The sequence below is a fragment of the Sorangium sp. So ce1036 genome, from assembly GCF_051369805.1.
Classification (GTDB): Bacteria; Myxococcota_A; Polyangia; order Polyangiales; family Polyangiaceae; genus Sorangium; species Sorangium cellulosum_F.
Map to the genome: position 1 here is coordinate 738005 of NZ_JBBMOX010000002.1, position 11996 is coordinate 750000.

Consider the following 11996-nt stretch of genomic DNA (forward strand, 5'->3'; position numbering starts at 1 on the left):
GGGGCCGCGCCCCCCGGGCGTCACTCGGCCTGGCCGCCGTCGACCCACGCCTGGAGCGTCGCCAGCTCCTCGGCGTTCAGGCAGCCGGCTTTGCCGCCGTCCTGCGCCGGATCGCCCTTGCAACCCATGTTGGCGGGCATGGCGCCGGAGAGGACGAGCTTGAGGGCGCACGCGCCCCGATTGAGCCCCTCGGCCTTGCACGCCGCGTTCTCTGCGTCCGTCATCGCCGCCGCGTAGGTGAGCGCGAAGCCGCCGGCCGCCGGGGTGTTGGTGTGGCAGGGGGCGCAGCGCGCCTTGAGGACGGGCTCCACGTCCGACCACGCCGTGGCCTCCGGGGCCGCGCCGCCCTCGCCTGCGCCGCCCTCGCCTGCGCCGCCCTCGCCTGCGCCGCCCTCACCCGCGCCGCCCTCACCCGCGCCGCCCTCGCCTGCGCCGCCCTCACCCGCGCCGCCTTCGCCCGCGCCGCCCTCGCCCGCGCCGCCTTCGCCCGCGCCGCCCTCGCCTGCGCCGCCCTCGCCTGCGCCGCCCTCGCCTGCGCCGCCTTCGCCTGCGCCGCCGGTGCCGGTCACGGTCGTGCTGCCAGAGCCGCCGGAGCCCGTTTCATCGTCGTCGCCTCCGCACGCCACGAGCGCGAGGAGGATTGCACCGGTGGTCGCGAGGAGATGGATTGAAGTACGAGTAATCGATAGCATGGGCGCACCATAGGCGAGCCTGGCCCCGCGGGTAAATCCCGCTTCCATGGATAGCAAGAAATCGCTCGTCACGTTGTTTTATTACGACTTGGTTGAATCGTTCGCCACGAACAATCGGGCTCATCCGGAGGTCTTTGGGCGCTCCCCCGTCCTTCGGAGCGCCGACCCGCGGGCGTGGCCCCGCGGGCGAGCCTGTATCTGTCCTGAGCGCCTGCTCGCTGCTCACCTGCGCATGCCGCGCGCGCCCCGGCTGGCCTGCCCTCGTGCCGGCGACTTGCGCCGTCCGCGCCATCGAGCAACGAGCGATGGAGCTGCGTGAACTCCTCGTTGACCCCCTTGCAGTAGTGATGGGCCTCCATGTGGTGGTCCGGGTCGTCCTGACATCACGTGGAACCCGTCGAGGTAGTGGTCGATGGCCCGCACCGGGCTGAGGTCCTGGAGCGCCTCTGCGCCCTTCTCGAGGAGCCTGGTATCGATCTTCTTCTCTTGCCCCGGCGGGGCGCCCGGATTCGGGGGCCGCGCGTCGCCCTGGCCGCAGCCGGCGGAGAGCCCCGGCGCGAGCAGGAGCACGGCAATCGCAAGGGGAGGGCGTCTCTCCGTCGTCAGGGCCTCCCGGGAGTGTGGCTTGCGCATGGCGTCAACCTCGTGTCCTGCAAAGTTGCAAGTTCACGGCCACGCGCCCTGACGCCACGACGCGAGGGCGCGCCCTCGTGGCGGCCGCGGGCGTCCGTGGCCGTCTTCCACACGTTGTGGCGTCATGCCACGGCGCGCAGCACCGGAGGATTCCGCGCTCACGGCTTTTGCGGTCCATGCCGTGTCCAGGCGTGGAGTGCGTCCAGGATCAGCGACCGACCCCTGGTCCGGAGGATGAGGGGGGGCTTGCGTGCCGGTGCTGCCATGGACTAGAACATCGCCGTTGTATTGCTTTCTACCCGGTGCGTGGGGCCTGTTTCCGCGCACGTTCATCGCGCGCTCTGGCCTGTGTCTTGCCCGGGTAAGATGCTTGACAGGGCATCGCTGTCCGCCCGCCGAGCACGCGTGCGATGCGCGTTGTGGGGGGGCGCCCTGCTCTCCACGGGAAGAGCGCGCGGCCTGGGGCCGAGGGGTGAGCTCCAGGCACGCGAGCGGGCGGCGCGCCCTCGGTCCCTCTGCCGCGGCGCTCGCGGGCGAGGCGCGCGCGGGGCCCGGTCCCCAGGGCGCCCTGGATGACGGCCACGGATCACTTCAAAACCCTTCTTCTTGATCACGGACAACCAAGGGGAGCTCCTTATGCGCCTTACACGGTATGCGACATGGATCATGGCGGCGGCGGTCGTCCTCGCGCCGGCCGCTTGCGGGGACGACTCGTCGAACGAGCCGACCAGCTCATCGACGGGGACGGGCACCGGCCCCGGCAGCGGCAGCGGCACCGGCGGCAGCGGCACCGGCGGCAGCGGTGAAGGCGGCGAGGATGGCGGCACGGGCGGCAGCGGCACGGGCGGCAGCGGCAGCGGCACGGGCGGAAGCGGCGGCGGCAGCGGCACGGGCGGCAGCGGCACGGGCGGCGCCGGCGGCGGCGAGGACAGCGCGGGGCTCCTGCCCTGCGACGCCGGCTGGCCCGAGGTGCACAGCGAGCTCGCGCAGGATCCGGAGATCGAGGCGGCCGTGGCCGAGCTCGTCGGCCGGATGACCGTGCAAGAGAAGGTTGGCCAGATGATCCAGGCCGAGATCAACGAGATCTCGCCGGACGAGGTCCGGCAGTACAACATCGGCTCCGTGCTGAACGGCGGCGGCTCCTGGCCGAGCAAGAGCAAGAACGCGTCGGCGGGGGACTGGGTCACGCTCGCCGACGCCTTTTACAAGGCCTCGGTGGACAAGACCGGCGGGCGCGCGGGCATCCCGATCATCTGGGGCATCGACGCGGTGCACGGCAACAACAATGTCCGCGGCGCCACGCTCTTCCCGCACAACATCGGCCTCGGCGCCGCGAACGATCCGGAGCTGCTCGAGCGGATCGGCGCTGCCACGGCCAAGGAGGTCGCGGCGACCGGGCTCGACTGGACCTTCGCGCCGACCCTGGCGACCGTCCGCGACGACCGGTGGGGTCGCACGTACGAGGCCTTCTCCGAAGATCCGGAGATCGTGAACGCTTACGCGGGCCGGATCGTGAAGGGCATCCAGGGCAACCCGAAGGGCGGAAGCCTCTTCGGCCCCGCGAACGTCATCGCGACCGCCAAGCACTTCATCGGCGACGGCGGCACCGACAAGGGCGACGATCAGGGCAACAACCTCGCTTCCGACACCGAGCTGTGCACCCTCCACGCGCAGGGCTACCTGTCGGCCATCCCCGCGGGCGTGCAGACGGTCATGGCGTCCTACAACAGCATCCGCGGCACGAAGATGCACGGGAACGGCGAGCTGCTCACCGGGGTGCTCAAGGAGAAGTTCCACTTCGACGGCTTCGTCATCGGCGACTGGAACGGCCACGGCCAGGTGCCCGGGTGCACGAACGACTCGTGCGCCGCCGCGTTCAACGCGGGCATCGATATGATGATGGTCCCCTACGACTGGAAGGCGTTCTATCAGAACACGCTCTCCCAGGTGGAGGGCGGCCAGATCTCGGAGGCGCGCGTCAACGACGCCGTGACGAGGATCCTGCGCGTCAAGATGCGGGCGGGGCTCCTCGGCCCGCGGACGACGAAGGGCGCGCCGTCGGAGCGGATGTTCGCGGGGCAGCAGGGCGTGCTCGGCGCCGCGGAGCACAAGGAGCTCGCGCGCGAGGCGGTCCGGAAGTCGCTCGTCCTCCTCAAGAACCGAGGCGGGGCGCTGCCGCTCGGCAAGTCCTCCAACGTGCTCGTCGCGGGCAAGTCCGCGAACAGCATCCCGAACCAGTGCGGCGGGTGGTCGCGGACGTGGCAGGGCACCGACGTCGACAACGCCGACTTCCCGGGCGCGACGTCGATCTACGCCGGGATCGAGGAGCTCGTGAAGGGCGGCGGCGGCCAGGTGACCCTGAGCGAGGACGGCAGCCGCGCGTCGGGGAGCTTCGACGCGGCCATCGTGGTGATCGGGGAGACGCCGTATGCCGAGATGTACGGCGACATCCAGCTCCAGGACGACAACACCGCGCCGCACGCGAAGACGCTGGAGCACGCGGCCTTCCGCCCCGAGGACGTGCAGGTCCTCCGGACCATCCGCGCGGCCGCGCCGGATCTGCCGATCGTGACCGTCTTCCTGTCGGGGCGGCCGCTCTACGTGAACAAGGAGCTGAACCTCTCCGACGCCTTCGTGGCGGCGTGGCTCCCGGGCACCGAGGGCGGCGGCGTGGCGGACGTGCTGTTCGGCGACGAGGAGTTCCAGGGCAAGCTGTCGTTCTCGTGGCCGGCGAGCGACTGCCAGACCACGGTCAACCGTGGAGACGGTCAGAAGCCGCTGTTCCCCTATGGCTTCGGCTTGAAGACGACGGATCAGGACACGCTCGGGGATCTCCCCGAGGAGTCGACGGCCGGCGGCTGCCGGTGATCGTGGCCGCCGCGCCGCCCGCCGCGTCCTCGCGCGGCGGGCGGCGGCCCGGCCTGAGGGGCGCTGTGCGCCCCGCCGTCAGCGCGTCGTGAGGACCACCTTGCCCGTCGTGGCGCGCGAGGCGACGGCCGCCATCGCGGCCCTCGCGTCGGCCATCGGTCGCGCGGCGGAGAGGAGCGGCTTGATCGCTCCCCGGGCGTAAAGCGCGTAGAGCTCGTCCTGCGCCCTGCGCGTCAGGGCGGGCTCGTTGCGGCTGTAGGTGCCCCAGTAGACGCCGATCACGGCGTAGTTCTTGACGAGCAGGTGATTGGCGCGCGCCGCGGGGATGCGGCCGGAGGCGAAGCCGATCACCAGGATGCGGCCCTCGAACGCGACGCACCGCGTGGACCGGTCGAAGACGTCGCCGCCCACCGGGTCGAAGACGATATCGGCCCCCCGGCCCGACGTCCGATCCTTGACGATCGCGACGAAATCCTCGCGCAGGTAGTCGATGGCGACGTCCGCCCCGAGCGCGCGGCAGACCGCCGCCTTCTCCTCGCCGCCCGCGGTGGCGAGGACGGTCGCGCCCGCGGCCTTGGCGAGCTGGATGGCCGCGCTGCCGACGCCGCCCGCGCCGGCGTGCACGAGGACGGTGTCGCCCGGCCGGAGGCCGGCGCGCCGGTGCAGCGCGAGATAGCCTGTCTGGTAGGTGATCGTCAGCGCCGCGGCGTCCTCGAACGGCATGCCGTGGGGGAGCGCGTAGGTCGTGCGCGGACCCGCGATGACGTGCGTCGCGTAACCCCCCGCGCCGGGCAGCGTGGCGGCCACGCGGGCGCCCGGCGGCAAGGACGGCTCGCGGCTCTCGATGACGACGCCGGCGACCTCGAAGCCGGGGGTGAACGGCGGTGTCGGCTTGACCTGGTGCGCGCCTGCCGTGAAGAGGACATCGGGGAAGTTGATCGCCGCGGCCGCGACCTCGATGCGGACCTGGCCGTCGGCGAGCGGGGGATCGTCCACCGGTTCCCAGGCAAGGACCTCGGGGGAGCCGAAGGTGTGTGCGCGCCAGGCGTGCATGGTGCGCGGACGTTAGCACTACTGCGGGAAATTGCCCCGGATCAGCAGAAGAACCGCCATGGCGCCAACGACGCCAAGAAGAGAGGGGAGGGGTTGTCCCTCCATTTTCCCCTTCTACTTCCCTGGTTTCTTGGCGCCCTTGGCGTCATGGCGGTTCGCCTCTCGGCCCGACTTCCCGCAATGGCGTTAGCAGACCCGCCGCGGCCGGCCCCCTGCAGAGGGCCGGGCCGCTCCGGGCCTCACGGCCTCACGGGAGGACGATCTGGATCCCCAACTTCGCCGTCACGGAGCCCTGCGCCCCTCCGTCGAACGTCACCACGACATCGTAGCTCCCCGGCGAGAACGCCGGGCCCTCGGGGTTGCCCGTGTCCGACGGGCCATCCCACTGCCGCCCCGACCAGCGGATCGTGCCGGTGGCCACCGTCGCGTCGACCTCCACGGTCGTCGCCTCGTCGGGAGCGCAGCAGCCCACGTCGCACAGGCAGTAGCGCTGCGGCTCGCCGTCCACCGACGTGCCGCTGATCTGGTAGGAGACGAACGAGAGCGGATCCGAGCTCGGCTTGGTGCAGCGCCCGCAGCCGGTCGAGGCCGCGATGTCGATCGGGGGGACGCTCGCGTCGGTCGTGACCTCGTAGACGAACTCCGCGTGCTCGCCCATGAAGTAGACGCACCGGCTCGACGTGATCGACAGCTTCACGCCCGGGATCGTGCCCTCCACGTCGCGCACCGCGCACGGGCCGCCCGCGGACGTCACCCAGCCGCCGCCGTCTCCGCCGCCGCTCTCGTCGCTGCCGCCGCCGCCGCCGCTCTCGTCGCTGCCGCCGCCGCCGCCGCTCTCGTCGCTGCCGCCGCCGCCGCCGTCGCTGGCGCCGCCGCCGTCGTCGCTGGCGCCGCCGCCTCCTCCGTTGATGCTGCTACATCCGATCAGGCAGGCACCGAGCAGCAGGGCTGCTGTCAACGCTCGAAGCTCATCACTCGCCATCTCATCACCTCTTCCATCGATCTCGCAACACGCGATCCCCCGGGGTGCCGCACGACATGCAGCAAAGAAGATGCCTCTGAGAAAGGCGCAGAATTCATGCAGGAGAGCGCCCGGTTCGAGTCACATCGGGCCGTCGTTTGTGCCAACTTGAGCCGCGGCGCTTCAGCGCGCCGGTGGCGGGCCCCCCAGGAGGTTCACTGGAGGGGCTGAAGCGCAGGCGAGCCACGAAAGGGGCTCGCCGGAACGCAAGCCCCGGAGGTGAGGCCCCAGGGGGGCCCTCCACCGGCGCATCGCGGTCACTCGACCTCCGGGTGCCAGCACGCCACGCGGTGGCCGCTCCCCGGGACGAGCTCCTCGAGCGGCGGGATCTCGGCGTCGCACTTGCCCTCCTCCGCCTTCCGGCAGCGCGGGTGGAACACGCACCCCTCGGGCGGGTTGATCGCGCTCGCCGGCGCGCCGGGGAGCAGGCGCCGCGCCTTGCCGCCGCGGTCCAGCGACGGCATCGCGTCGAACAGCGCGCGCGTGTACGGGTGGTGCCGATGCTCGGTCACGTCGCTCGTCGGGCCGATCTCCACGATCCGGCCGAGGTACATGACCGCGACGCGGTGGCTCACGTGCTCGACCACGCGGAGGTCGTGCGAGATGAACAAAAGGCCGAGCGAGAGCTCGTCCTGGAGCTCCTCGAGCAGGTTGATGATCTGGGCCTGGACCGAGAGGTCGAGCGCGCTCACCGGCTCGTCGCAGACGAGGAAATCGGGGCGCACGGCGAGCGCCCGCGCGATGGCGATCCGCTGCCGCTGCCCGCCGGAGAGCTCGTGGGGGAAGCGCGCCATCATGTCCGGCCGCAGGCCGACCTTCTGGAGCACGCCCTCGACCATCGCGGTCTCCTCGTCCCGGGTCCGCGCGAGGTGGTGGATCACGATGCCCTCGCCCACGATCTCGCGCACCGTCATCCGCGGGTTGAGCGAGCCGTAGGGGTCCTGGAAGACGATCTGCATGCGCCGGCGCATCGCCCGGAGCGCGCGGTCGGACAGGGCCGTGAGCTCGGTGCCGTCGAGGAGGACGCGGCCGACCGTGGGCTCGATGAGCCGGATCGCCGCGCGCCCGAGCGTGCTCTTGCCCGAGCCCGACTCGCCGACCAGGCCGAGCGTCTCGCCGCGGTCGACGTGGAACGTCACCCCGTCGACGGCCTGCACGAACGACGGCTTCGCGAACGGGCCGCGCTGCACCGGGTATAGCTTCGAGAGCCCCTCCACCTGGAGGAGCGGGCGCGCGCCCCGGGCGCCCTCGGCGCGGGCCGCGGGGTCCTCCGCCCGATCGCGGGCCGCGGGGCTGCCCGGCCCGTCGCCCTCCGGCGGTCGCGGGGAGCCGGCGTCGCGCGTCACGCGGCGCCCTCCTCGCCGGCGCGCCCGGCGCCCGCGTCCGCGAGGAGGAAGCAGCGGGCCGCATGCTGCCCCGCGCCCGGCGGGACGGCGTACAGCGCCGGGGCCTCGGCGCGGCAGCGCGCGAACACCGCGTCGCAGCGGTCGTGGAAGCGACACCCGGGCGGGAGATCGCGGAGATCCGGCGGCCCGCCCGGGATGGTCGGCAGGCGCCGCGCCCTCTGGCCGCGCACCCGGTGCGGACGGTAGCCGGGCGCCGGGACGCTCCGGAGCAGCGACCGCGTGTACGGGTGCGACGGCGCCGCGAGCACCTCGCGCGCCGGCCCCTGCTCCACGACCACGCCGGCGTAGAGGACCACGATCTCGTCCGCGAGCTCGCTCACCACGGCGAGGTCGTGCGCGATGAGCAGGAGGCTCATCGACGACTCGGCCTTGAGCCGGTCGAGCAGGTCGAGGATCGGCGCCTGGGTGGTCATGTCGAGCGCAGTGGTCGGCTCGTCGGCGATGAGGAGCGAGGGCCCCGGCGCGAGGGCCATCGCGATCATCACGCGCTGGCGCATCCCGCCCGAGAGCTCGTGCGGGTAGCTGCTCGCGCGCTCCTCGGGCTCGGGGAAGCCGACCTTGCGCAGCAGGCTCACCGCGTAGAGCCGCGCGTCGCCGCGGGACATCGGCCGGTGCAGCCGTATCGCCTCGGCGATCTGGGCGCCGACCGTGTACACGGGGTTCAGCGAGGTCATCGGCTCCTGGAAGATCATCGCGATCTTGCCGCCGCGCACCGCGCGCATCTCGCGCTCGGGCAGCGCGAGGAGGTCCCGGTCCTCGAGCGCGATCGCGCCGCCGTCGATCGACGCGTAGGGCGCGGGCAGGAGCCGCAGGATGCTGAGCGCGGTGACGGTCTTTCCGCTGCCCGACTCGCCCACGAGCGCCACCGTGCGCCCGCGCGGCACCGAGAACGAGACGCGGTCGAGGACGCGGCTGACGCGGCCGTCGGCGGTGAACGAGACGCGGAGGTCGCGCACCTGGAGCAGCGCGGGCGGCGGGGCGGGCGCGGGCGTCGCGCGCGACGCCGGCGACACGGTGGGCGCGCGCGCGGGGGGCGGCGCGCTCGCGGCGGAGCGCCGGGTGACGGCGGGCTCGTCGTCGTGGCCGGCGCCGCGCGCGGCCGCGGCGCCACGCGCGGCCGGGAGCGCTCCCTCGGCGCCGCGCGCGGCCGAGGGCTCGTCCGGCGCGACAGGCCGAGCCCGGGCCGCGTCGGGGCGGACGAGCGGGAGCGGCATGGAGAGCCGCGCGTCGAGGTCGTCCTCCGCGTCGTCGCCCTGACCGCCGCTCACCGGACGTACACCTCGAGCTGCGGGCCGACGCCCTGGGAAAGGCCCATGGTGTACGCCGCCCCGACGGCGTCGCTGCCCGGCGCGAGGATCGCGATGCCGTGGTCGTCCCTGCGCCGCTTGGCCCAGTCGCGCACGAGCGACGTGACGTCGATCCGCAGCGGCGTCACGGGGCGGCGCGGCGCGATCGCCGCGGGCACCGGGACGGACAGGCGGGGCTGCCGTCCCCACGTCGCCGTGGCCGATCGCCACGGCTCCAGGATGCGTGCGACCTCCAGGGTGAGCGCGCGCCCCGCGGGCGGCGCGCCTGGGGCCGGCTCCAGCACCACGAAGGCGCTCGCGATCTCGGCGTCCTCGCCGAAGGGCGGCGTGAAGCGGAGCAGCAGGACGACGTCGCCGGTCGAGGCGCGCCCGAGGGCGGCGGCGTCGGGGACGGCGGGCGCGGCGTCGCCGTTCTGCTCGAGCACGGCCAGGTCCTCGGGCGGGAGCAGCATGCGGCGCGCGTCGAGGGGCGCCGGGAGGGCGTCGGCCGGCCGGCAGCGCCCCGCGACGCAGTAGCCGGCGCCGCAGACGCCGGCGCCCGCGCACACGCGCGGCGCGGAAGCGCCGCCGCAGCCCGTGAGCGGCGGCGCCGCGAGGAGCAGGGCCACGGGCGCGAGGGCGGCGAGCAGTCGCACGGCGGGGGCGACCATAGCAGAGCGCGGGCCCGCCGGCAGGGGCGGGGCGCGGTCGGCGTTGTGGTGCCGGGGCCGGATCGGCGTTGTGGTGCCCGGGCCGGTCTGGTGAGATGGGGCGCCGTGCGGGGTGGAGCCGTTTCCGTTCTGAGAGCGCTTCTGAGAGCGCTCGTGGTCGCGGCCGCGTTGCCCGCCGCGCTCGCTGCTTGCGGGAAGAAGGCGCCGCTCGGGTCTCCGTGCCGCGTCGACGACGACTGCGCTTCCGGCCTCGCTTGCCATCGCGAGCAGTGCCTGCACGAGGCGAGCGCCCGGCGACTGCGCGAGGAGGAGCAGCGCGCCTCCGGCGAGGGCAGCGCGCGGAAGGTCGGCGACCGCGTCGAGGTCGAGTGGAAGGGCGCGTACAAGCCCGCCATCATCACCGGCGTCGTCGCCCCCGGCTCCTACCGGGTCCACTTCGAGGGCTACGACGCGCAGTGGGACGAGGTCGTGACGGAGGCGCGCATCAAGGGCGGCGCGCGCCCGGGGCCGGGGCCGAGGGCGCTGGTCCCGGCGTCGAGCGGCTCGCCTTGACGCGCTGAAGAAGGGCAAAGGCAGCGCCCTGCGGGTCCTCGCACTGGGCGACGCGATCGCCGCCTCGGACCTGCATCGGCCCGTTCACCACCGTGCCGCCCAGCGACCGCACCCTCGCCAGGGAGGCATCGAGGTCCGCCACCGTCAGGTAGAAGAGCCAGTGCGTGTGGATGTGCGGCGCCCGGGCCGTGCTCGCCATCGCGCCCACGCTCCGATCGGCGCCTGCCCACGAGAACATCTGGTACGGCCCTATCTCCGGTCCCAGGTGCAGCGCCTCGGTCGCCTTCCACCCGAAGAGCTCGGCATAGACGGACCAGGCCTGCTCGTGGTCGGTGGTGTGCAGCTCGTGCCACGCGACGTCCTCGCCGCTCGACGCATCCCCCTGGCCCCACGCATCCCCCCGTGAGCACAGCGCCAGCACCGCGCCCTGCGGATCGCGGACGACGGCGACGCGCCTGCCATCGGTCGCTTGCTGCGCGGGCCCGAGCGCCTGGCCGCCGCGCTCGATCCAGCGTTGCACCGACGCGTCGAGGTCGCGCACGCCGAGCTGACCGAGCCAGTGCGGCGGGGCGCCGAGGGCCCTCGCGCGCTCGGGCAGCTCGACCAGCCCGCCCACGCGGTGCTCGCCCGCGCGGAAGATGCTGGAACCGCCCGACGGCTCGGCCCGCCAGCCGGCGACCTCGGCGTAGAACGCCCGAGCGGCTTCCGGGCTCGTGGTCCTCAGCTCGTACCAGCAGAAGCGATCGATGATCGACATGTCCTGGGATGCTAGCGCTGCTGTGGGGAGTCGGGCCGAGAGGCGAACCGCCATGACGCCAAGGGCGCCAAGAAACCAGGAAATTGGAAGGGGAAAATGGAGGGACAACCCTTCCCCCCTCTTCTTCTCTTGGCGTCGTTGGCGCCATGGCGGTTCTTCTGCCGTTCCGGGGCAACTTCCCGCAGTAGCGCCAGTAGGTGTCGCCCGGGCCGAGGGGCCTCGTCGCGCGGAGGTCGTGCCGAGCCGCCCGGCGCCCGGAGAGGCCGCCCGGCACCTGGAGAGCGAGCTCGCCGCGCGGCGTGACGCCCCGCCGAGCTCGCGCTCGACCGCCTCGATGCCGCCTCGGGTGGTGGACGAGCTTGGCGGGCAGCGGGCGGGCTCTGCCAAAGGACGCTCCCCCGCGAAGAAATGCAGGTTGACAGGTCCGGGGTGGGTCGATAGAAAGCGCGCCCCGCTCAGGCGAGGGCCAGAGATCGGCAGCGAAGGCTGTCCCTCTGGAGATCGCCGGTCGGCCTTTCTCGAAGGAATCTCGAAAGAGAGCCCGGAAGAAAAGAAGGTTGACAGGTCCGGGGTGGGCCGATAGAAAGCGCGCCCCGCTCAGGCGGGGGCCAGAGACCGGCAGCGAAGGCTGTCCCTCTGGAGACCGCCCGGTCGACCTCCCTCGAAAGAGTCTCGAAAGAGTCTCGAAAGAGAAAAAGAAGGTTGACAGATTCGAGGTGAAGGGCTAGAAAGCCCGCCCCGAATCGGCATCGGCGAAATCGGAGAGTCGGCAAGCAGAAGCTCGTGCCTCTCTGGATCGTCCGATAGAGATCCTCGTCAACGGGCGAGCTGCGCAGCGTCACGATCCAGAAGGGTGGTGCCGGGCGCAGGAGCGGTCGATCCTGATCGAAGATCAGGTTCTGGTTCTGGAAGATTGAGGCGAGGCAGCTCGCGGCAGCGAGCCGAGCTCTCCTCCTCGGTCCTTGAAAACTGGGTTGTATGCCTACGAAGTGACGTGGGTCCCAGAGGCGAGCGTGAGCTCGACCTCGCACGTCATAACGACGAGCAAGCCGGGCGG

General features: G+C 72.7%; 9 protein-coding genes. 2 read left to right on the plus strand and 7 right to left on the minus strand.

Going from position 1 to position 11996, the window contains the following annotated elements; all coding sequences use genetic code 11:
* Positions 1–20 precede the first annotated feature (20 nt).
* Positions 21–692, minus strand: coding sequence for a hypothetical protein (locus WMF31_RS39750; RefSeq protein WP_436607091.1), 672 nt, complete (start codon positions 690–692; stop codon positions 21–23).
* Positions 693–1961: 1269 nt separating this feature from the next.
* Here WMF31_RS39750 and WMF31_RS39755 point away from each other — a divergent pair.
* A complete protein-coding gene (locus WMF31_RS39755) occupies positions 1962–4193 on the plus strand; it encodes a glycoside hydrolase family 3 protein (RefSeq protein WP_436607092.1) in 2232 nt (743 codons plus the stop codon).
* Between the two features lie 78 nt (positions 4194–4271).
* On the opposite strand, the gene WMF31_RS39760 is transcribed toward WMF31_RS39755, so the two are convergent.
* The 5 genes from WMF31_RS39760 to WMF31_RS39780 all read right to left on the minus strand — a co-directional run bounded on the left by WMF31_RS39760 (position 4272) and on the right by WMF31_RS39780 (position 9615).
* Complete coding sequence (locus WMF31_RS39760) at positions 4272–5246, minus strand: NADPH:quinone oxidoreductase family protein (RefSeq protein ID WP_436607093.1); 975 nt, start codon at positions 5244–5246, stop codon at positions 4272–4274.
* A gap of 247 nt (positions 5247–5493) precedes the next feature.
* Positions 5494–6228 carry a hypothetical protein gene (locus tag WMF31_RS39765; RefSeq protein ID WP_436607094.1) on the minus strand — a complete coding sequence of 245 codons (735 nt, stop codon included), beginning with the start codon at positions 6226–6228 and terminating at the stop codon, positions 5494–5496.
* A gap of 296 nt (positions 6229–6524) precedes the next feature.
* Positions 6525–7613, minus strand: a complete 1089-nt coding sequence (locus WMF31_RS39770; RefSeq protein WP_436607095.1) for an ABC transporter ATP-binding protein — start codon at positions 7611–7613, stop codon at positions 6525–6527.
* Entirely contained in the window at positions 7610–8941 is a 1332-nt protein-coding gene (locus tag WMF31_RS39775; RefSeq protein ID WP_436607096.1) for an ABC transporter ATP-binding protein, read from the minus strand. Before WMF31_RS39775 ends, WMF31_RS39770 begins: the two co-directional genes overlap by 4 nt.
* Positions 8938–9615, minus strand: a complete 678-nt coding sequence (locus WMF31_RS39780; RefSeq protein WP_436607097.1) for a DNRLRE domain-containing protein — start codon at positions 9613–9615, stop codon at positions 8938–8940. The genes WMF31_RS39775 and WMF31_RS39780 overlap by 4 nt, the downstream gene beginning before the upstream one ends.
* 168 nt (positions 9616–9783) lie before the next feature.
* Between WMF31_RS39780 and WMF31_RS39785 the strand changes: the two genes are divergently transcribed.
* On the plus strand, positions 9784–10182 hold the full coding sequence (locus WMF31_RS39785) for a hypothetical protein (protein ID WP_436607098.1): 399 nt from the start codon (positions 9784–9786) through the stop codon (positions 10180–10182).
* On the opposite strand, the gene WMF31_RS39790 is transcribed toward WMF31_RS39785, so the two are convergent.
* Entirely contained in the window at positions 10115–10939 is an 825-nt protein-coding gene (locus tag WMF31_RS39790; RefSeq protein WP_436607099.1) for a VOC family protein, read from the minus strand. The genes WMF31_RS39785 and WMF31_RS39790 overlap by 68 nt on opposite strands.
* Between the last annotated feature and the right edge of the window lie 1057 nt (positions 10940–11996).

Coding starts and splice junctions, on each gene's coding strand:
- WMF31_RS39755 (WP_436607092.1), top strand. CDS start 1,962: ATGCGCCTTACACGGTATGCGACATGGATCATGGCGGCGGCGGTCGTC.
- WMF31_RS39760 (WP_436607093.1), bottom strand. CDS start 5,246: ATGCACGCCTGGCGCGCACACACCTTCGGCTCCCCCGAGGTCCTTGCC.
- WMF31_RS39750 (WP_436607091.1), bottom strand. CDS start 692: ATGCTATCGATTACTCGTACTTCAATCCATCTCCTCGCGACCACCGGT.
- WMF31_RS39790 (WP_436607099.1), bottom strand. CDS start 10,939: ATGTCGATCATCGATCGCTTCTGCTGGTACGAGCTGAGGACCACGAGC.
- WMF31_RS39765 (WP_436607094.1), bottom strand. CDS start 6,228: ATGGCGAGTGATGAGCTTCGAGCGTTGACAGCAGCCCTGCTGCTCGGT.